Annotated in this window: 21 protein-coding genes; 4 read left to right on the top strand and 17 right to left on the bottom strand. The window is 38.5% G+C overall.

All coding sequences use genetic code 11. The features are described from left to right. Positions 1–278: 278 nt before the first annotated feature. Positions 279–1193, bottom strand: coding sequence for a D-alanine--D-alanine ligase family protein (locus ACIFPW_RS17420; protein ID WP_430246179.1), 915 nt, complete (start codon positions 1191–1193; stop codon positions 279–281). A 204-nt stretch (positions 1194–1397) separates the two neighbouring features. Here ACIFPW_RS17420 and ACIFPW_RS17415 point away from each other — a divergent pair, with 204 nt between their 5' ends. Beyond that, positions 1398–2111, top strand: a complete 714-nt coding sequence (locus tag ACIFPW_RS17415) for a PIG-L deacetylase family protein (protein WP_430246177.1) — start codon at positions 1398–1400, stop codon at positions 2109–2111. A gap of 103 nt (positions 2112–2214) precedes the next feature. Here the strand turns inward: ACIFPW_RS17415 and ACIFPW_RS17410 are convergent, their stop codons facing one another. From ACIFPW_RS17410 to ACIFPW_RS17390, 5 genes are all read right to left on the bottom strand, one after another. Then, positions 2215–2805, bottom strand: a complete 591-nt coding sequence (locus ACIFPW_RS17410; protein ID WP_194221956.1) for a genetic competence negative regulator — start codon at positions 2803–2805, stop codon at positions 2215–2217. A 139-nt stretch (positions 2806–2944) separates the two neighbouring features. Continuing rightward, positions 2945–3868, bottom strand: a complete 924-nt coding sequence (locus ACIFPW_RS17405; protein WP_194222323.1) for a MerR family transcriptional regulator — start codon at positions 3866–3868, stop codon at positions 2945–2947. A gap of 93 nt (positions 3869–3961) precedes the next feature. Further along, entirely contained in the window at positions 3962–4720 is a 759-nt protein-coding gene (locus ACIFPW_RS17400; RefSeq protein WP_430246174.1) for a metallophosphoesterase, read from the bottom strand. Then, on the bottom strand, positions 4717–5115 hold the full coding sequence (locus tag ACIFPW_RS17395; protein ID WP_430246172.1) for a hypothetical protein: 399 nt from the start codon (positions 5113–5115) through the stop codon (positions 4717–4719). Before ACIFPW_RS17395 ends, ACIFPW_RS17400 begins: the two co-directional genes overlap by 4 nt. 58 nt (positions 5116–5173) lie before the next feature. Beyond that, positions 5174–5809 (bottom strand): CBS domain-containing protein, encoded by a 636-nt coding sequence (locus ACIFPW_RS17390; RefSeq protein ID WP_430246170.1) that lies wholly within the window; start codon positions 5807–5809, stop codon positions 5174–5176. Between the two features lie 210 nt (positions 5810–6019). Between ACIFPW_RS17390 and ACIFPW_RS17385 the strand changes: the two genes are divergently transcribed. After that, positions 6020–6235 (top strand): hypothetical protein, encoded by a 216-nt coding sequence (locus tag ACIFPW_RS17385; RefSeq protein ID WP_226613832.1) that lies wholly within the window; start codon positions 6020–6022, stop codon positions 6233–6235. A 3-nt stretch (positions 6236–6238) separates the two neighbouring features. Here ACIFPW_RS17385 and ACIFPW_RS17380 read toward each other — a convergent pair whose 3' ends face one another. From ACIFPW_RS17380 to ACIFPW_RS17365, 4 genes are all read right to left on the bottom strand, one after another. Next, the gene (locus tag ACIFPW_RS17380; protein ID WP_194221961.1) at positions 6239–6688 is read right to left on the bottom strand and encodes a DUF2663 family protein; all 450 of its coding nucleotides are present in this window, start codon (positions 6686–6688) and stop codon (positions 6239–6241) included. A 295-nt stretch (positions 6689–6983) separates the two neighbouring features. Then, a complete protein-coding gene (locus ACIFPW_RS17375) occupies positions 6984–7562 on the bottom strand; it encodes a CPBP family intramembrane glutamic endopeptidase (RefSeq protein ID WP_430246167.1) in 579 nt (192 codons plus the stop codon). Next, complete coding sequence (locus ACIFPW_RS17370; RefSeq protein WP_430246165.1) at positions 7543–9081, bottom strand: RecQ family ATP-dependent DNA helicase; 1539 nt, start codon at positions 9079–9081, stop codon at positions 7543–7545. The genes ACIFPW_RS17375 and ACIFPW_RS17370 overlap by 20 nt, the downstream gene beginning before the upstream one ends. After that, a complete protein-coding gene (locus ACIFPW_RS17365; RefSeq protein WP_430246162.1) occupies positions 9081–10130 on the bottom strand; it encodes a helix-turn-helix domain-containing protein in 1050 nt (349 codons plus the stop codon). The genes ACIFPW_RS17370 and ACIFPW_RS17365 overlap by 1 nt, the downstream gene beginning before the upstream one ends. A 217-nt stretch (positions 10131–10347) precedes the next feature. On the opposite strand from ACIFPW_RS17365, the gene ACIFPW_RS17360 reads away from it, so the two are divergent. Continuing rightward, positions 10348–10596 carry a ferredoxin gene (locus ACIFPW_RS17360; RefSeq protein ID WP_194221965.1) on the top strand — a complete coding sequence of 83 codons (249 nt, stop codon included), beginning with the start codon at positions 10348–10350 and terminating at the stop codon, positions 10594–10596. Positions 10597–10761: 165 nt separating this feature from the next. Then, positions 10762–12342, top strand: coding sequence for a phosphoglycerate dehydrogenase (serA, locus tag ACIFPW_RS17355; protein WP_430246160.1), 1581 nt, complete (start codon positions 10762–10764; stop codon positions 12340–12342). Between the two features lie 111 nt (positions 12343–12453). Here serA and ACIFPW_RS17350 read toward each other — a convergent pair whose 3' ends face one another. From ACIFPW_RS17350 to ACIFPW_RS17320, 7 genes are all read right to left on the bottom strand, one after another. After that, entirely contained in the window at positions 12454–13263 is an 810-nt protein-coding gene (locus tag ACIFPW_RS17350; RefSeq protein ID WP_194222325.1) for a histidinol-phosphatase, read from the bottom strand. Positions 13264–13439: 176 nt separating this feature from the next. Continuing rightward, on the bottom strand, positions 13440–15230 hold the full coding sequence (locus tag ACIFPW_RS17345) for an ATP-binding protein (protein WP_430246158.1): 1791 nt from the start codon (positions 15228–15230) through the stop codon (positions 13440–13442). Then, the gene (locus tag ACIFPW_RS17340) at positions 15230–15946 is read right to left on the bottom strand and encodes a response regulator transcription factor (RefSeq protein WP_194221968.1); all 717 of its coding nucleotides are present in this window, start codon (positions 15944–15946) and stop codon (positions 15230–15232) included. Before ACIFPW_RS17340 ends, ACIFPW_RS17345 begins: the two co-directional genes overlap by 1 nt. Before the next feature lie 131 nt (positions 15947–16077). Next, positions 16078–17277 carry a c-type cytochrome biogenesis protein CcsB gene (gene ccsB, locus ACIFPW_RS17335; RefSeq protein WP_430246155.1) on the bottom strand — a complete coding sequence of 400 codons (1200 nt, stop codon included), beginning with the start codon at positions 17275–17277 and terminating at the stop codon, positions 16078–16080. A 29-nt stretch (positions 17278–17306) separates the two neighbouring features. Next, on the bottom strand, positions 17307–18932 hold the full coding sequence (gene resB, locus ACIFPW_RS17330) for a cytochrome c biogenesis protein ResB (protein ID WP_430246153.1): 1626 nt from the start codon (positions 18930–18932) through the stop codon (positions 17307–17309). A gap of 12 nt (positions 18933–18944) precedes the next feature. After that, complete coding sequence (resA, locus tag ACIFPW_RS17325) at positions 18945–19472, bottom strand: thiol-disulfide oxidoreductase ResA (protein ID WP_194221971.1); 528 nt, start codon at positions 19470–19472, stop codon at positions 18945–18947. A 64-nt stretch (positions 19473–19536) separates the two neighbouring features. After that, entirely contained in the window at positions 19537–20274 is a 738-nt protein-coding gene (locus ACIFPW_RS17320; RefSeq protein WP_194221972.1) for a pseudouridine synthase, read from the bottom strand. Between the last annotated feature and the right edge of the window lie 67 nt (positions 20275–20341).

The raw sequence follows: 20341 nt of genomic DNA, 5'->3' as shown, positions 1-20341 counted from the left end.
CCTCCCATTACTGTGCACTTACTTTGCTGTTTTTGTACTTTTTAGGCTAAATGAAGCATAGCCTATTCGATTTTAATTGTTAAAGTTCATATGTTGTTTATAGAATGTTCCATTGCTCTGCTTTCAAAACATAGTATACACGTTTAGGTAAGCTATGAGAAGGCATTCATGCTACATTTATGCAAATTGTTCCATAGTAATGAAAACGCTTACCAAGTAAGGGCGTAGTCATGTCAATTAAAAAGAAGACCTCACAATTTGTGAGGTCTCTCCTTTTACTATTTTTTTAATCCTAATTGAATAAGGTTTTCAATCATCTGTTCATAGGAATATCCAATCTCTTTAGCCGCGTCAGGAAACAAGCTTGTCGGTGTCATACCTGGCAATGTATTTACTTCGAGAAAAACAGGATTCGATCCATCATTCGGCACAATATAGTCTACTCGAGAATACGTCTCACAACCAAGCAGTTCATGTGCCACTATCGACTGCTCTTGGATAAGTGTCGTATAATCAGACGATATACGTGCAGGGACAATATGCTCGCTTCCACCTTCAGAATACTTCGATTCATAATCATAGTATTCATTTTTCGGAACAATCTCTACGACTGGAAGTGGCTTAACATCACCTTTAGCTCCCATTACGGCAACAGTCACTTCTGTGCCAGAAATAAATTCCTCAAGGATTACAGTATCATCAAATCGAAATGCCTCTTCAATCCCCTGCTGAAGCTCTGCTTCGTTCTTAGCAATTGTTAAGCCTATCGTTGAGCCCTCACTGTTTGGTTTTACAACAACTGGATATCCAAAAGGTAATTCCAAAGAACGGTGGTCATGCGATTTATGAAGAACGAAATCTTGAGCAAGGCGAATGCCTGAATCTCTTAGTACTTTCTTACTTTTTGCTTTGTCCATCGCAACGGCAGATCCAAGTACTCCGGATCCTACATAAGGAATTTGTAGCATATCGAGTAAACCTTGAATTCTACCATCTTCCCCATACTTACCATGAAGACCAATAAAAACAATGTCTACATCAAGATCCATTACTTCAGCTAAGCGATCTGGATGGAAGTCAATTCCAACTACTTCATGACCGTTATTTTTTAGAGCTCTCATAATTCCTTTTCCGCTAGATAAAGAAACTTCTCTTTCTGCAGAGGTTCCTCCATAAAGTACTCCAACTTTCATTCTTTATACCTCCTGGGCTACATTTATGTATGTCATTATATTCGATAGTTAATCGAGTGGAACTAATCAAAACTTCTCTCATCATACCATGTTTTTCGAACACTATGTTATCCCTAATGACCATCGATAAATAATATTATTGGAAAAAAGTCTTTTACTTTTTGTATACTGGCAGTAATCTTATTTATGAAAGGAAATGCCCTTATGTCTCAAACATTTATGTTTGTCTTCGCTCACCCTGATGATGAGAGCTTTACTTGCGGAGGAACATTATTAGAGTTAGCGAACAAAAAAGATATTAAAACCGTTTTATATAGTGCAACACCTGGTGACGCTGGTAAATGCGGCGAACCAGCTATTTGTCGCTCCGAAGAACTCGCATCCGTTCGACGGAAAGAACTTGAAAAAGCTTCTAAGCTACTTGGCATCGATGAATTATATATCGGTGAATATCAGGACGGGAAGTTAAATTCTTTGCCTCCAACTGTGCTTAAAAATGATGTAATCAACCGAATCAAAGAAGTTAAACCTGACGTTGTCATCACCTTTCCACCCCATGGATTATCAGGGCATCCTGACCATAAAGCGATTCAAGCTGCAACACTCCAGGCAGTACAAGAAACAAACATTGTGAAGGAATTATACTACACTACCTTCCCACAGTCATTAGCTGATGAAACAGGCCATCCTGCTTTTTCTGACCCTGATGATTCGATTACATTGATGAAATCATTCTCAAGTGACCATATAAATCCCGTAAGAGAAGCTCTTCTTGCGCATCGAACGCAACACCTCTCCGTTGAAAGAGCTTTTCCAACCATATATAATCAAGAAGATTTCATGAAATACAACAATAAAGAATATTTCATTAAAGCGTGGGAAAACGACAAATCTTCATCTAAATCCCTGCTCACCTAAAAAAACCTCCTTTGGGAGGTTTTTTCGTGTTCAAGAAAGCAATAACTGAATCATTTCGAATGTTAAGAATCAAATTGGAATGATACAGATAGCCTCCAGAACCTTATTTGAAATAATGATTTAACTGCTCGATTGCAGTTGTCTTCATAATCTGTTTGCCGTATTCCATCACCCGGTAGCTTGTAATTGTGGAAGGATTCCCAAATTCAGCCAGTAAAGCGACTAGAGAATCTAATTCATACTCTGCAAATTCCTCTTCATCAAACTTAAGATAAAAATGGTTTTGATAGGAATAAAGTGTTCCTCCTTGTATACCCACATTGATCAATCTTTTCGAAAGACCAATCACATCTTCAAAAGAACGAAACTCATAGAAAACTTCATCGCTTTCATCAAGGGTCACTTGCATTTCAATATACTCATCGTTGTAGTCCTCTTCAAATTCACTCTCACCGGAACCTTTTGTGACAATGACTACCATTCCCTGAGCAGGAAGTGAAAATACTTCTACAGCGATAGGACCATCGACTTTAAATCCAAGTTCATCATCAGCTTCCATGATCATCTCACGAAAAAGCCTATGAACTTTCGGTACGTCCTGCCAGAGCTCTTCTTTCGTAATTCCACGCTCATTTAAATCGTCATAAGTTAGAAATATTTTTATTTTATCATATGCTAAACGTTCAAGACGCATCTAATTCCCCCCTACCGTCTGTCACCCGCAAATCCTTTATTCATACTATATGTGATAATACAAAGATGGTTCTTGGTTGACGATATTCTTCTAGTTTACACTGTCAAAGGAAGCTTAGACAAGTCATGTCCACTTTCAACTAAGTAGTAAGCTTTTGAATTTTATCTTTGATCCAGGCATCCCATTCTTCTTTATTATTTCCAACTAAAAACGGTTCGTAAGCCTGTCTCTTTTCATCACGTAAATGTCCAATAGCTGAACCACCAACTCCAATGGTTAATTCAGAGAAACGTTGGTTCAATCGATCAATCATACCTAGACACCTCGGTAAATTCGTCATCAACGTGCATGATAGAAACAGAATTTTGGGGTCAGTATCTTCTACGACGATCTCAATATCCTCTTCTGGTATGCTCGATCCGAGGTAAATGACTTCGAACCCTTTCCGTCTAAGATACAGAGTGAAAATTAATAATCCAAGCTCATGGTATTCACCAGTTGAGCAAACAGCCATTACTTTTGGGAGGTACCCATCGACAGGAAGCGTATGGAAAATCATACCGATTCTAGAACGAAGAAAAGCGGTAGTAAAATGCTCATGCGCTATTGTTATTTTGTCATTTTCCCATAGGTCTCCAACCCTCACAAGTAGTTTAGCCAATATATCATGAACAACTTTATCTATACTGAAGACAGAGAAAGCCTGGTTCAACAAATCTTGCGCTTTATTCTCATCAAAAGCTAAAAGGGCTTCAAGGATTTCATCAGCTAAGATTTGAGCCCTATCCTGAACCATATCAGTGCCCATACTATCTGTATCTGATGAATCATTTCCATTCTCAAGCAATTCAACGGCCTGACTAATTGTAAAGCCTTGCGTTGTTTTTTGGACCAGCCATTTTAATATTGACATATGCTCTTCCGAATAAAGACGATGACCAGCTTCATTTCTTATTGGAGAAATAATATTATAACGCCTTTCCCATGCCCTCAAGGTCCCGGGTTGAATACCTAATTTTTTCGAGACCGCTTTAATATTATACTTACCTGCAGACATAGTCATCTTCCCCTCTAATACAGCCATTATCACACCTAGTATAAAGGGTGAATGATGTTTGTGTAAACTTTGTATAAGCGTCGCTTTGTTTTTTTGTATTTATTTCCTTTTTAATATAAAAATATGTGACTCAGCTGGCGCCATCAATCTTAACGGTAAAGTTGTAGTGCCATATCCATTGCTGATTACTACGGTTGTCCCATTAATATTCTTAATTCCACCTTTTTCTCTTATCCCCCATCCAAACAGTCGAATCTGACCTCCATGAGTATGTCCGGATAAAATCAATTGAATCCCACTCTCTTCTGGCCAACCTTGTTTAATGTCCGGGTTATGACTAACCAGGATCTTAAGGTCTTCTGACGCTCCATTAAGCGCTTCCTGAAGTGAAGCGTTTTCTGTTGAAAGGTCATCAATTCCTAATAAACTTATTCCATCATTATTTTTCATTACCGTTTCTGCCTGGTTTTTTAAGATGTGGATTCCGTGATCAACTAGAATTTTTTGTAGCTTTGCAGGATTTTCTTCATAATCGTTATTCCCCCAAACGAAATAACAAGGGGCGAGAGCGCTAAGATTCCTCATGTTTTTAGCAACCTTATCAAAAGATACCCCTTTTTCCATTACGTCTCCACCTATTATTACAATATCAACCTGATCTCTCACCTTTTCTAAAATTTTCTCAGAAACCAATCGATTGTGTAAATCTGAAATGAAAAAAATCCGAAATGATTCAAAGCTTTTTGGTAGTTGTTTAATGTAAAGTTCCTTCGTGTGGACTCGATTTAGATGAGCTTCAACCCACATATAAATTAATAACAGTACACCTGCCAAAAAGATCCCAATGATATAGTTCATGTTTCATTGCTCCTCTGAAAGCGTTTCACTTCTCTTGCAGCCCTTATATTAGCAGACAAACCACCATATATAAATGCCATCACGAGGGAAGCTAGAGATAACCACTTATTATTTTGAAACAATACCCAGTATACGCCAATTAACAAACTAGCTTCAATGCAGAACGTTATAAGGTGAGCTTTGTTTTTGATTCCGAATGCAAGAAAGCTCTCTACATGCTCCCTGATTACTCTTGCCACGACTAAAAATCCAAATAAAAAACAAATCGCTCCAAAACCATAGCGCGCACTGTTTAACATTAAATCAGTAAAGGTCATACTTTTTAAATTCAAGTTACTTTCAGCTAAATACAGTAAACAAAATATTGTCATAACCCTTATCAAGAGAAGCGGCATAGTAAAACCCCCCACTCTAACGTATGTAAGAGTAGGAGGCTTTATGGGTACTAATCTCTCATACTTCTTTAATATCGAGTACTTTAAATCCATTCTGTTCAAGTTTTGCAATAAATTGATCGATATTTTCTTTTTTCTCGATCTTCATTACAATCCTTCGTACATTTTGGTTTGACTCGTCAAAAGTAGAGAGGGAAATAATATTTTCATGAAAACTCTTTGCTATTTTAGCTAGTCTTGCAATTCTTCCCTCTGTTTCAGAAGATGCAAAGGCAATTCGAATTCCCGGCTTTCTCATACCAAAAGCACTTTGGAATTGATCAAGTATATCTGATCTAGTAATGATTCCAATGAAATCTTCCTTTTGATCAACCACGGCTACAAGTGGTGCATTTTTTGCTAAAAGGAGCGTATTCTCAAACACTTCCTCCTGATCAACCGTAACATTTTTTTGGAAAGCAATATCCCCTGCATTGGTTTCCTTAAGAAACATTTCTTTATCTGTTGCATCACTTTTGAAAAACGCTTTGTAAATGCGATTAAAAGTAACGATACCAACATATTTCGTTCCCTGGATAACGGGGACACCATCAATTTCACGTTCCTTCAATAATTTCAGGGTTTCATCCAACTTTGTGTCATGATTCACATAAACAGTTTCTCTAATTGGTTTCATTGCACTACGTACATACACTGCTATCACCTCTTTGTAAGATCATTACTCTTAATTAATACCACATTTCAAAGATAATATCCTTCTAAATGAGAAATTCATGTGATATTGAGGCGATTTCTTCCGTAAATTGGGCTTTTTAATTGCTTGAAGATTCAGTCTTTTTGAGGTAAGATTAAAGCATAACCAGACCAATTGGGACGGAAACAATAAAACGGAGATGATGGATCTATGATAAACAAACTTAAAACCAAATCATTGTTACGTAATGAAGATTTGGATTTCAACCGTCGTTTAGGTATGCCCGTAGAAGTTTTCTGCCCAAAACTTAAAGATACTGTTGCCTTCGGTAAAATTGAAATGTTTGCAGAAGATGCGCTTTCTATTAACGGAAATCATTTCCAAATTGAACAATATTTATTTTTCGGTTGTCCTGAACAAAGATAAAGTTCACTTGTAATAAAGGTTAATTCCATGTTGATCTTTCAAATACTTAAAAACAGCATGACGATTTTGCCACTGTAATTGTCCTTCAAACAGTTCATCACTTCGGTCTAATATCTCCAATCTTAAAGATTCAAATTCTTCCTCGGCCTTTTTGCATTTTTTTGCAATCTTTCTTAATTGAAAATATGCTACTATACTCAAACTAACCATCAACATAAAAAATGGCATCAATGACGGGGAGAACCCATTTACAAATAAAGATGAGTTCTTTTCTAGCTCGTACCAGAATAGGCCGCCTATACCTAAAAGTAAACATGAAAGAACATACCCATAAAATTGAGATTTTCCATTAAACTGTATTTCAGCATTTTTTCTTTCCACTAACTCTTCTAACAAGACGTTTGTCATTTTAGATTGTGGCTGTGGAAGATTCCATTGTTTGAACGCATCCACTCTAGTCCCCCCTTTTATAGAAACTAGTTTATGCAACATATACGCCAGATAATACAGGGGGCATTGAATAAGGAAAACATATTAAGAAAAATAAGAATATAAAAGAAATATGGCAACCATGCTTATAAATAGCAGCGCGAGCACTCGGATTAGCGCAAGAGATGGAAGTTCATTCTCTTCACTACCTTTGCTTCGTGACTGCTTTTTTTTGTTTTTCCTTTTTCCGATGGAATTCCTTCCTAGAGGGTAGCGGACGATCGTTTTTCATAAGACTCACCTTTCATGATGTAGTTACTCACAGACGTGTTTTCCTTTTTATCAAACAACCCATAATAAAATCAATAAAAAAATGAGCTGACATCGTGACAAGAACATTACCTGTCACCTCATATAAAATACCTAGCAAAAAACTGATTCCTACAACAGATGTGAATAATACTGGCTTAGCAAGATACCTAACATGTATCATTGCAAATAATACACTTGAAAGTATTAGTCCGAAGTGTGTTTGAATGACTCCTCGAAACATCAGTTCCTCACTAAAAGATATAAGAAATGACAAAAAGAAAATATGATGCACAGAAAGCTTGGAAAATATCCGTTCGTTAATCCCTCCATCATCTAATTTCTCATCCGGAAGAGATTTCATCAAAAGAAGATCAGCTAGAACAACGAATAAGCCTGCACCACCTCCTAGGTAGACTATGTCACTCCAATTAAATTCTACAATTTTAGGAAGAAACCATACCTCCCCAAATAGAAAAGCTCCCAGTACAAAGGCTAGAATAAGCATGATCGCCTGTGTTAAGTAAACATTTAATACCAGCTCACGATCAGTTAATTGTTTTACTATTTCAGCCTGTCGGTTTATCACTGGTATCCTCCCCGCCCACTGTCAGCATCCGTTTCAGTTCAGCATCCCAGTCAAATTCTTCTTGTGGTGAGGAATCACTGTGATCATGACTAGCCGCATAATCTTCAAGGTTTAAACCACAATAATCACAACATGGGTTAATAATATGATTCGTTTCACCGAACCTAGCTAATAAACCTTTTCTTCGACACTGCTCTTCTTCTAACCAGCTTTTGAATCCAAACCACTTAACAAGTTTTTCTTTACGCCGGATTTCTGTTTCATCTATTATTTTCATTAAAGTAGAATCGACCTCAAAAGAGCGAATAACTTTATCCTCTATCACTCCTTCAACTTCTAGACGGTGGAACAAATAACGCCACGCCGTTTCATTCAACCCAAACTTCGCGCCTTCATTTTCTATTTGGCTACTTGAATATGTTTCACCTGATCGGCTAGATAAGTCTCTCATAACTTCTTTAATTTGCACCTCTTTAGGCAGTTCTCCATCAATAAATGAAAGGGGTAGAAATTCATCTTCTTCTGTATACAAGTGAATAGCTATCGCTTGATTTTGATCCCTTCCCGCTCGACCAATTTCTTGCAAATAGCTTTCGATTGTAGCTGGGGGATGAAAATGAATCACAAATCGAATGTTGCTCTTGTTAATGCCCATTCCAAAAGCATTTGTCGAGCAAACAATGGATAGCTCATCATTTAGAAACTGCTGCTGTATTAATAACCGATCTTCCTGCTCCATTCCTGCGTGATAAGATGCTACGGTTTTCACGTCATCATTTAATTCTTTTGCAATTCTATCTGCCCAGTTCCTGCTTGAGAAATAGATGATTCCAGGCCCTTCTAACTCATTAGCATACCGCTTTAACGCTTGGATTTTCGTTTCAAGTGAAGGCAATTTATCTAGCTTAATAGCAATGTTAGGTCGATCGACGCTGTGTATATGAATAGCGGGTATCTTCATGTGCAATTGATCCATAACATCATTCCGCACTTCATCTGTAGCTGTAGCTGTTAACGCAAGAACCGGAGGTTTACCAAGCTTGTCTCTAATCACACCAAGTTTTAAATAGTCTGTTCGAAAATCATGGCCCCATTGAGAAATACAATGTGCTTCATCCACGACCATTAACCCTAAATCCAATTGAGTTAAAGCATCTTGCACAAACTTATTTTGAAGAATTTCTGGTGATACGTAAATAAAGGTGTAACGCGATAAGTTTTTTAGAATCGAGATTCGTTTCTCAAAGGGAAGAAAACCATTTAACGCAACGACTCGCTTTTCTCCTTGTGCTTTTAATTGCTGTACTTGATCTTCCATTAACGATATGAGAGGCGAAACAATAAGAATATGTGCCAGGCCTGCATATGCTGGAAGTTGATAACATAGCGATTTACCTGCACCTGTAGGAAGCATTGCAAAAACGTCTTTTCCTTCTAGCACATCCAAGATGATTTCCTGCTGTCCTTGACGAAATTCGCGGTATCCAAAATGCTTGTATAACAAGTCTGTCAAAGCCATTAAATCCCTTCCTTACAAAGTGTTAATCGGATTTCAAAGTATGAATAATTATCATCTAAATACTGTTTGATTGTTTTTAAACGCTGACTGTTTAATTTCTCGCTCGCTAATCGTATTTCCCTCTGTGCATCTTGAGATACAAAAGGATCAATTGAGAAGCCAGGTACATTTATTGCAATTTCTACGAGGTGATCCTCGATCGTGCTTCTCTTTAATCGACGCCTTTGAGCTATTTGTTCAAGTGACACTCCCGATTGAAGAATGGTATACGTCTGCCTCGTTGAAGACGTCAACGGCCACTCGCCCTCATACCCTTTCGCCACTGTTCCCAATATAGGGAATTTAAGAGGATTATTTTGAATATACGTAAGAAAAGCATGAATTACATTCTGAAATTGTACTGTAGCTTCTTCAACACTAATCTTGTTCGATGTACTCATTTGAGCAAAAGTAAGTCCTGTCCTTCCTTTACCACTTAGCCGATTGACAAATAATGCCGCATGATGTGATGGGAGGTGGAGTAAAATAGCTGATATTTCTTTGTACAAATCATTTGCTAAAATGGCTCGCTGTTCTTTCACGCTTGGAAAGTGAAGCCTGACCCAGTTTTGAATATTCTCTTCTTTGCTTATAGGATAAAAATTCATGTTTCCATGGATTGAATAAGATAGCGTTTGAACGTATAAACTAAGCCGCTGCCAGAATAAATCACTAATAGAATGATACTTCCATCCTTCTAAGTATGTGGGAATAGGATTATCCACCAGGAAAGCGCCCAATTTTTCTTTGCCTTTTAATGTGACCTTAAACCCATCATGTTGGTTAGGCTCAATCAATTTAACTTTTTGAAGCTTAGCGGAATGATCTACGAGTTGAGATCGTTTGATTCGATTCAAAACACCAAAAAAATTTGAAACGTTAAATAGTTTTGCATCCTGAATCGTTTGTGAAGATTTTTTCCCAGTAAGGAGATGGAAAACGGCTGATAGTGAACGCTCTCCTCTAAAACAGTCAAAAATATATAATAGCACACCATCTAAATATTGCATGTATCAATCACCCAATTCCTTCTTCTTTATATTGTATCAAATTTTTTCATCTGTTTACTTATTTTAAAACCGGGTAACATTCAATTAGGCGGTAATAAAAGGATTAAACTATTGAAAAGTCAAGGCGCGACCTTTACAATAAGGTTATTAAATACTTTCATTTACGCATAAAATGACGATGAAAGGCATATAGAAGTATTGAATAGGAGGTTAAATCATGGCTAAGTATACTATTGTAGATAAAGACACATGTATTGCTTGTGGTGCCTGCGGCGCCGCTGCACCTGATATTTATGATTACGACGACGAAGGTATCGCATTTGTAACCCTCGATGACAACGAAGGTATCGTTGAAATTCCAGATGTACTTCATGAAGATATGATGGATGCGTTTGAAGGCTGTCCTACTGATTCTATTAAGATTGCTGATGAGTCATTTGACGGAGACGCTACAAAATTCGAATAATAAAGAATGGAATCCCCGGTTTAAATACCGGGGATTTTTTATTTTCGCATCTTTTTCACTAAAAAATGTTCCTAATGAAATTGACACTTTAGTGCTTTCATGATAAAAAGTAAGTTATTAAGTTTTCTAAAAAATGAGAAGAGAGAGACAAAGGGAGTGGAGAAGTTGGCTTACGTTTTAGTAACTGATGGTATTAAGGAAGATGGCTTACAGCCGCTTTTAAATGAAAGCACGATAACATGTGACATTGGATCATTAAATGACTTCACTGATCGTCTGGATCGGTATGAAGCCCTGCTTGTAAGAAGCGCGACAAAAGTAACAGAAGAAGTGCTCGATCTAATGCCTTCGCTTAAGATTGTTGCAAGAGCAGGTGTCGGTGTTGATAATATCGATATTGATGCCGCAACGAAACGAGGCGTCATTGTAGTTAATGCACCTGATGGCAATACTATCTCAACAACAGAACATACTTTTGCTATGATGGCTTCACTCGTTCGAAATATACCTCAGGGAACATCGTCATTGAAAAATGGACAATGGATGAGAAAACAGTATGTCGGAACAGAGTTAAGTGGAAAAACCCTTGGTATTGTAGGAATGGGACGTATCGGTACAGAGCTTTCTAGACGCTCTAGAGCGTTTGGTATGGATGTCGTCGTATTTGATCCATTCCTAACAAATGATCGAGCGGAAAAACTCGATGTAGAGTCCGTTGATTTGGATCAGCTGCTTCAAACGGCAGATATTATCACTGTTCATACTCCTTTAACTGATAAAACACGTGGACTCTTAAATAAAGAAACGCTAGCAAAAACTAAAAAAGGTGTTTTCTTAATTAACTGTGCTCGTGGAGGAATTATTGATGAAGAATCACTCATTCCTTACCTCGAATCAGGTCACATTGGCGGCGTAGCACTTGATGTGTTTGTGGCAGAACCACCAGAGGCTGACCACCCTCTCTTAAGCTTTGATCAAGTTATTGCAACTCCACACCTTGGGGCTTCTACAAAAGAAGCTCAACTTAATGTTGCTGCACAGGTAGCAGACGAAGTACTACACTTCCTGAAAGAGAAACCAATTCGAAATGCGATCAACCTCCCTGGTTTTTCAAAAGAAGAATACGAAAAAATCAAACCATATTACGAACTAACTCGTAAGATGGGAAGTATACTCTCACAATGTATGAAATCAGCAGTAAATCTCGTAGAAGTCACTTATGCCGGAAAGCTAACTGAATTAGATACAGCAATCTTGACAAGGAATTTAATGGCTTCCTTCCTTAAATCAAGACTGGACACTACCGTTAATGAAGTAAACGCCCCTTCTATCGCAAGAGAAAGAGGGATCACTTACGGTGAGAAACATAGTTCTGAAACACAGGGATACTCAAATCTTATTTCTGTAACAGTAAAAGGGGATAAAGAGGCCTTCTCACTTCAAGGAACATATATTAAAGAATATGGAGATCGCATTACTCAGTTAAATGGATTTGATATTGACTTCCATCCTCAAGGTCACCTGCTCTATATTCAGCACAATGACCGTCCTGGTGTCATTGGAAACGTAGGAAAGGTTCTAGGGGAACATAAGATTAACATCGCCACCATGCAAGTTGGAAGAAAGACAGCAGGTGGGGAAGCGATTATGATGTTATCTTTTGATAATGCATTACCAAAAAATATTGAAGAAACTCTCGAAGAAGTGCAAGATATCGTAAAAGTAGAACAAATCGGCGGCGTTTAATTCATCTAAAAAGGAACGGGAGCAATTAGCTCCCGTTCTTTTTTTGTTGCATTTTTATCCCTCTGATTTGTGCGCCCATTTGAGCAACAACTTATCTTCACTCACCTATATTTATAACGATATCGACTTCCGCTCTCCTTTTTCGAACGTCATTAATTTAGAATATCCAACTGATTTAGCAAGCTCAACTGCCTTATCATAGTCTGCACCAACGTCTCCCGGAACGTGCGCATCTGATGAGAGGACAATTGGAATATCTTTTTCGTAACACATTTTAAGAAGTTCAGGATCAGGATACAATTCTCCTACTGGCTTACGCAACCCCGCTGTACTAATTTCCACGCATGTTTTGGAATGAGATAAAGCATTTGTCGCTCGGTCATATTGTTCAAGTAGAAAATCACGGCTTTCAGGTTTGTATTTAAATATCTTTACAAGGTCGAGATGACCTACGATATCAAACAAATTTGATTCTGCCAGTGTGACAACTTGATCAAAATATTTGCGGTAAACCGTATTAATATCACGTTCATCCCAAAGATGACGATATTCTGCTAGATCAATCCCAAAGTCTTCAACCCAATGAATGGATCCAATGACATAATCAAATCGATAGCTAGAAATAAAATCTTTCATTTCTTGATGTTTACCTGGGGTATAATCCATTTCAATAGACATCTTAACGTCCATCCCCTGTTTTTCCGCTTCCTGAAAAAGACGAACGTAATCATCCATGTTGTACCATCTTCTTTCGTTAACCCACGGATTGCTTAAAATATTTTCTGTTTCATAAAAATGATAAGCATGTTCGGAAATCCCAAAATGGCTTACATTTTTGCGCTTTGCTTCTTCAACAAACTGAGATAAATAATCAAGAGTTAATGTACCTTTTTCTAAGTGATTGTGATAGTCAGTATACAAAGCTTCAGCTCCTTTTATCGAACTAGTTTGACTCTTCCACTTGTTATTGTAACGCATTAACGGGAAACAAGGATACCTATTCGTCACTCTTTTTCTTCGGTATAAAATGTCACAAATCAAAACAAAGAGCTTCCGGTTAATTCGGAAACTCTTTGAGTATATCGACGGAGTGCCTGTCACTCTTTCCCTTTATCAGGTATATAGAAAGAAAACGTTGTTCCTTCTCCGCTCTTGCTGTGAACGGAAATGTGGCCATGGTGAGATTCCACAATGTTACGAGCAATGGCAAGCCCTAGACCCGTACCTGACCTTCCTCTTGTACGAGCTTTGTCGGCTTTGTAGAAACGCTCAAACACGAATGGAAGATCATCTTCAGGAATGCCAGAACCAGTATCTTTCACATCGAACTGAACGCCTTTCTCAAGGGAAGTAATTAATAATCTTACTTCCCCTCCTCCTGGTGTATGTCTCACAGCGTTGTCTATTAAATTCGTTAATACCTGTTCAATTCTATCAGGATCAATCTTTAACATTCTTTCATCATTTGAAACATGGAAATTTAATTCCACTTGTCGATCTCGAGCAAGTCCGGAAAATTTCCTTACTATTCTTTGTCCAAAATCTTGCATATGAATACTGCTATAATGCAATTCGTTGTGACCGGCTTCCATTCTAGCTAAATCGAGCAGTTCATTCACTAGCCTTCCCATCCGCAAGGATTCATCGTAAATGATTTGAGCGACCTCTTTCTTTTCCTCGTCACTACTTGCGATATCATCTACGATCGCTTCACTATATCCTTGGAGCATCGCAATTGGGGTTCTAAGCTCATGAGACACATTCGCGATAAAATCCTTCCTAAGCTTATCCAAACGACGTTCTTCTGTCATATCCCTAAAGACAGCAACCGCTCCCCGAATAGCAGATTGGTTATAAAGTGGCGTCATTACAACAACCCAGCTCCGCCCCTGTAGTTCAACTTCTGTTAACTGTTCCCGCTCAAGTGTTACAACAAGACTAAACAATTCATTGATATCCTCAGGTACTTCATTACCAGGCTTTTCTTCCATTCCCTGCTCGTAATACCAGGCTTTCAAAAAACGTTCAGCAGGGGGATTCGTGCTTAATATGGCACCAGTTTTATCAAAGGTAATAACGCCATCCGCCATACTGCTTAAAATACTAGAAAGCTGTTCCTTCTCTTGATTCAACGCTGTAACATAGTTATTGAGTTGGCGCCCCATACGGTTAAACGCAACAGAAAGTTCGCCAATTTCATCGTGGGTCACCATCGGAACTTTTGTATCGAACTTCCCTTTTGCAACCTCTGTAGCTGCTTCTCTCATTTTCAGAAGTGGAGCGGTAATACGAGTAGATAAGAAGAAGGCAAAGATTGTCGTTAAAACAATGGCAATCCCGGCAGCTATGTAAATTAAATTTCTAGCCTGACTCGTTGTCTTTGCTATAACGTCAAGGGATTGGTAAAGAAATACCTCTCCGTTATCTTCTCCATCAAGTTCCATGGGCACACCGACGATTAGAAGTTCATTATGCGATGCGGCCGCTTCATCTGTAACGAAATCTCCCTTTTTAACAACCGTTTCCCGATCAGTAAATACCCCTTTTAAGATAGGGTCTTTTTTAAACACATCCAATGACAGCTCTGGTAACCCATGGGCATTGGGCGAATACCTACTATCCCCCTGGCTGTCATTTTCAACGATCATAACCCTAGTAGGATAAAAATCTGTGATTTCCCAGGCTGTGTCAAGCGCCTGCTCTCGATCATCATATCGTTCAATAACAGAAGCCACTTTATTAGCGAGTCGCTCCATTTGCTCTGCTTCTTTTTCAACATGAAAGTCTTCAAAAAATTGAAGCAATAGAATTGTTAAGATGGATAGCACAAATGCTACAAGTAAGATGATTGTAAGCCACAGCTTACCAACAACGCTTCTCCAAATCATTATTCTTTAACTGCCTCGAATTTATAACCCACTCCCCATACTGTTGAAATCATTGCAGCAGCATTTGGTGATACTTTATTTAGCTTCTCTCTTAGTCTCTTCACGTGCGTATCAACTGTTCGGAGATCTCCAAAAAATTCATAATTCCAGACATCTTTTAACAGCTCTTCTCTCGAGAACACTTTATCTGGAGCTTTTGCAAGATAATACAATAGCTCATATTCTTTCGGTGTTAAATTAATAATTTGTTCCTCCGCTAACACCCTATGAGCGTCATGATCGATTGTTAAATACGGAAATACAATTACGTTTTTAGTTGTGGTTTCGGTTTGTAAAAATTTCGTCGTCGATGATCTTCTTAAAAGTGCTTTAACGCGAAGAACGACTTCTCTTGGACTAAATGGTTTTGTAATATAGTCATCAGCCCCTACTTCAAACCCCTGTACGCGATTAGCCTCTTCCCCTTTTGCTGTAAGCATGATCACAGGAGTGGCTTTTTGTTCACGCATTTGCTGACAAACTTCTGTACCATCCATTCCCGGAAGCATTAAATCAAGTAAAATAAGATCGAAATCATCCTCAATTGCCATTTCCAGGGCTTGTTCTCCATTTTCAGCTTCTTCTATTTCATAATTCTCTCTCTCAAGATACATGCGCAATAGCTTTCTAATACGCTCTTCATCATCTACTACTAATATTCGTGCATCTTTTTCCAAGAAGATTCCCTCCTACATGAGCTCATGTGTTCTATTCTACCATGCCTATAGCAATCCAGACCAGTGATGAGAAACCGCATTCACCTCTCACCTTATAAGAAAACCTTCACAAATCGTGAAGGTTTTCGAAGTTATGCATAAGAATGAAGTCCAGAAATAACAAGGTTGACGACAACAAGGTTGAGCATAATGATGACAAAACCTACTACAGCAAGCCAGGCTGATTTCTCACCTTGCCATCCTCTTGAAAGACGAAGGTGAAGATATGCAGCATAAAAAAGGAATGTAACAAGAGCCCAAACCTCTTTTGGATCCCAACCCCAGAAGCGTGTCCAAGCAGCCTGCGCCCAGATCATGGCGAAAATAAGTGCTCCTAATGTAAACACTGGGAAACCAATCGCTACTGCACGGTACTGTATTTCATCTACCAATTCTTCATTCACATTTTTAAGTGCTGGTTGAATGGCAGCTCCAATTCGTTTCCTTAAAATTAATCGGACCAGACCATACAAGATCAGACCACCAAATATCGACCAGATTAACGTATTTAACTTATGTGCAGCTTTTTCCCCTTTCATCCATCCGGGTGCTTCAAAAAGAGGTCCAAATTCATTTCCACTAACATATTGGCCGCCTGTCGGCCCTGCTATGGCTGGCAATGTATAATCCACTGTTATCTGCTGCTCATTTTGATCAACAAATTGATAAGTAGAAGAATACCCAGCAGCTTCAAATCCAAGTGATAGGACAACAAATGCAATCGTGCTAATGAGTGAGTACATGACAAACTCAAGCCAGAAAGTTGATTTGCTCGCTTTAGATTGATTGACTGTTTTAACTAGATAAACAAGTCCTGCTGCAAAGCTAATGGCTAGAATCCCCTCACCAAGAGCAGCTGTTGTAACATGAATTTTGAGCCAGTTACTTTGTAAAGCTGGAATAAGTGGCTGAATATCTGATGGGAATACACTTGCATAAGCAATCACAATAATTGCAACAGGCATTGCAAATACTCCGATAACATTGCTCTTATATATCAGATAAATGATTAAGAAAGCGAATACCATCGCCATCCCAAAGAATGTTGTAAATTCAAACAAGTTACTAACTGGTGCATGCCCTGCAGCAATCCACCTTGTAATAAAATAGCTCAGCTGAAAAAGAAATCCCACTGTGGAAAGAGCAAATCCCCACATTCCCCATTTTTTTGAATGGGTCACTTCATCCGACTTTCTCCACTTCTTACCAAACAAAGAAATAGCGAATACAATACTTGCTGCAAAGTAGATAAAGAAAGCAACATAAAGCAAGTTACTGCTTAATTGAGCCATCTTATCTTGCCTCCTTTCGTGCTAAACATCTATTTCTTTTCTTCCGACTGATCAAGTGGCATATCCAGACCAGTCTCTTTTGTAATGCTTTCTAGCTCTCGTTTCAAACCATACCAGTTTTTATTCGTGTGACAGGATAACCACATTTCGTCATTCCCTTTTCGAATCCAAATTCTTCGATGGTTCCAATACATCCCTTGAATAACACCAATCATGAAGATTGCGCCGCCGATCGCTAAAATCCATAATGTATTGTCTTTCCTTACGACTAAACCGGAAACATTTTTTGTATCTACATTTTGAAACGACATTTTGTAATCATTTTCTCCAAGAGGCTCTAAGTTCTGCTTAATCGCAACAAAAGCTACTTCTCCGTCAGGATGTTCTGGAGAAACCATATTAAGTATAAATGCAGGATTATTCGGAACTTTAGATTTAGTTGTTGGCTCACCCTTGTCATTAAATTCAAAATCTGGGAAGTAGTCCATTACTTCAACGCTGTAGCCGTTTTCAAGGTTGTATTCTTTCTCAGGATTATAAAGATCAATAGTAAGGTCACCTATAGACTCTCCGGACTCTTTATTGTCCATAGTAAATGACATCTTCTGAAGTTCATTCAATTTATAATCTACCTGGTAAATGGCATACCCTTCAAACTTAAGCGGTTTATTAACTTGAATCGGATGTTCTTTCACTTTCTCAAGTTCTGGATCCGTCCCAGCTACTCTTTCACCAACCTGCTTGTATAAAATAGCATCCGTTTGATAGTTCTTTGCCACGACTGCTTGTCCAGACTCTTCAATCGCATCTTTAAATTTCTCATCTTCATTATCATAAGTTTCTAGAATAAAACCATCACTTTTTAAATAATAGGCTTCTTCCGTCCCTTTGATCTTCTCTGTTTCACCTTCTCTTAACCAGAGCACCTCATCGACATACATTCCAGGGAAAAAGCGGAGCATTCCGCCGATGAGAAAGAGAATGAGTCCGATATGATTTACGTAAGGTCCCCATCTGGAGAAGCGATTTTTCTCAGCAAATAAATGACCATTTTCTTCTTTAACATTGTACCTTTTATTTTCTAATGCTTGTTTAATGCCGTTTAAGTCAGGCGAATCATGGCTGATTTCCGTCTTACCAAAATACTTCTGGCGCTTCATGAAACTTTCATGGCGAATGACTCGCTGCTTCTTTAATGAGCGATAAAGCGGGACAAACCGATCGAGACTGGCTACAATGAGCGAAAGTCCCAATGCGGCAATTAATAACATATACCACCATGAGCCGTATAAGTTATGAAAACCCAGGTCATAATACAATTGACCAAGTACGCCGTATTGTTCCTTGTAATAAACTGTCGGGTCTGACAGCGGTGGTATGTACATTTCTTGAGGGAAAATAGTGCCTATCGCTGAAGCTACTAGCAACAAGACGATGATCCAGATTCCGACCTTAACAGATGAGAAGAAATTCCAGATCTTATCGATGATCGTCGTTTTGTACGTTTGAGACCTCCGTGCACTTCCCTCGTATCTCATATTAAGCAGTTTCTTAGATTCTAAATCTCCTTGAAGCGGTTTACCACATACTTCGCATATCTCAGTTCCATAAGGGTTCACATGTCCGCATTCACAGGTGATGTTATTGTTGCTCATTGGAACACCCCATTACGGTTGGATTTGCTTCATATAGCTATCAATTACTTCCTCTGAAAGGCTGGCTTCCGTTTTTTGAACGACCTTGCCATTCTTGTCAATTAAAAAGGTTACTGGAATTGGCCCAACTCCATAGTGATTAGTTACATCATTGCTTTTATCAAGCAACACCGGAAAACTAAGGTTATACCGATCAGCAAAGCTTTCGGCAGTCAATTTAGGTTCCGAAACATTTACTGCAAGTATTTCGACGCCTTTTTCTTTGTATTCTTTATACTTCTTGTCCATCGCTGGCATCTCATCTTTACAAGGCTCGCAATAGGTTGCCCAAAAATTCAGAAAGACGCCTTTCCCTCTGTAGTCCTCAAGCTCTACTTCATTTCCGTCTAAATCCGTTAAAATAAAGTTTGGCGCTTGATCTCCGGCCTGTACGATTCCGCTTTCATTTGCAAAAAAGTTTGTATAGAACGTATAGCCGACTGCTATAAACACGATAGTCAATATAACAGTCCGCACGATCAGCCGGTTTTTCTTTTTCATTCAACCAACTCCAATCAAACAAAGCAATACTACTCTCACTATAACGTGTCGATAAGGGGTCACCTTATCGTTTTTTTGAATTTTGTGTGACAGCTTGGTTACGAAGCTGCTTCACTTCGTAAGGTTTTAGCTCACGATAATCTCCAGGATTCATTCCAGTCAACTCAAGAAAACCATATCGTTCTCTCTTTAACTTTTGCACAGGGTAACCTAATGTTTCGAACATACGGCGTACCTGGCGATTCTTACCTTCATGAATGGTCAATTCTACAATTGATTTTCCTTTTTGTTTATCAACGGATAGAATTCTAGCTCGTGCTTTCGAAGTCTTTCCGTCTTCTAGCTGCACACCTCGCTCAAGCTTTTGAATGGTCTCTTTATTCATTAAGCCTTTCACTTTAGCAACGTACACTTTGTCTACATGATAACTTGGGTGCATCAGCTTATTCGCAAAATCACCATCATTCGTTAAGAGCAAAACACCTGACGTATCGTAATCAAGTCGTCCAACAGGAAAAACCCGTTCTTCGATTTCATGGAAATAATCGGTGACAGCCTTTCTTCCTTTATCATCTTCTACTGTTGAAATGACGCCTGTTGGTTTATAAAACAAAAAATAAACCGGCTCTTCACGTTCTACCGGAATCCCGTTTACTTCAATTTTACAGCGCTCAGACACCTTTGTACCGAGTTCAGTTACGACTTTGCCGTTAACTTTCACTCTACCTTCTTCAATCAATGTTTCTGCTTTTCGTCTGGACGTTACTCCAGCTTGAGCAATTACTTTTTGCAAACGTTCCATCAAATTCACCTCACTAAAACATCATACTCTTGTCACAGTCAAACCTCAAGCACAGATTCATTCTATC

The sequence above is a fragment of the Pseudalkalibacillus sp. NRS-1564 genome, from assembly GCF_050467905.1.
Classification (GTDB): domain Bacteria; phylum Bacillota; class Bacilli; order Bacillales; family Guptibacillaceae; genus Guptibacillus; species Guptibacillus hwajinpoensis_B.
The sequence above is the reverse complement of the archived record's forward strand: the minus strand, read 5'-3'. Positions and strand labels throughout refer to the sequence as shown.

Bases quoted from the DNA above. Each gene is read 5' to 3' on its own strand.
- ACIFPW_RS17420 (WP_430246179.1), bottom strand. From the start codon at position 1,193: ATGAAAGTTGGAGTACTTTATGGAGGAACCTCTGCAGAAAGAGAAGTT.
- ACIFPW_RS17415 (WP_430246177.1), top strand. From the start codon at position 1,398: ATGTCTCAAACATTTATGTTTGTCTTCGCTCACCCTGATGATGAGAGC.
- ACIFPW_RS17410 (WP_194221956.1), bottom strand. From the start codon at position 2,805: ATGCGTCTTGAACGTTTAGCATATGATAAAATAAAAATATTTCTAACT.
- ACIFPW_RS17405 (WP_194222323.1), bottom strand. From the start codon at position 3,868: ATGACTATGTCTGCAGGTAAGTATAATATTAAAGCGGTCTCGAAAAAA.
- ACIFPW_RS17400 (WP_430246174.1), bottom strand. From the start codon at position 4,720: ATGAACTATATCATTGGGATCTTTTTGGCAGGTGTACTGTTATTAATT.
- ACIFPW_RS17395 (WP_430246172.1), bottom strand. From the start codon at position 5,115: ATGCCGCTTCTCTTGATAAGGGTTATGACAATATTTTGTTTACTGTAT.
- ACIFPW_RS17385 (WP_226613832.1), top strand. From the start codon at position 6,020: ATGATAAACAAACTTAAAACCAAATCATTGTTACGTAATGAAGATTTG.
- ACIFPW_RS17370 (WP_430246165.1), bottom strand. From the start codon at position 9,081: ATGGCTTTGACAGACTTGTTATACAAGCATTTTGGATACCGCGAATTT.
- ACIFPW_RS17365 (WP_430246162.1), bottom strand. From the start codon at position 10,130: ATGCAATATTTAGATGGTGTGCTATTATATATTTTTGACTGTTTTAGA.
- ACIFPW_RS17360 (WP_194221965.1), top strand. From the start codon at position 10,348: ATGGCTAAGTATACTATTGTAGATAAAGACACATGTATTGCTTGTGGT.
- ACIFPW_RS17345 (WP_430246158.1), bottom strand. From the start codon at position 15,230: ATGATTTGGAGAAGCGTTGTTGGTAAGCTGTGGCTTACAATCATCTTA.
- ccsB (WP_430246155.1), bottom strand. From the start codon at position 17,277: ATGGCTCAATTAAGCAGTAACTTGCTTTATGTTGCTTTCTTTATCTAC.
- resB (WP_430246153.1), bottom strand. From the start codon at position 18,932: ATGAGCAACAATAACATCACCTGTGAATGCGGACATGTGAACCCTTAT.
- resA (WP_194221971.1), bottom strand. From the start codon at position 19,472: ATGAAAAAGAAAAACCGGCTGATCGTGCGGACTGTTATATTGACTATC.
- ACIFPW_RS17320 (WP_194221972.1), bottom strand. From the start codon at position 20,274: ATGGAACGTTTGCAAAAAGTAATTGCTCAAGCTGGAGTAACGTCCAGA.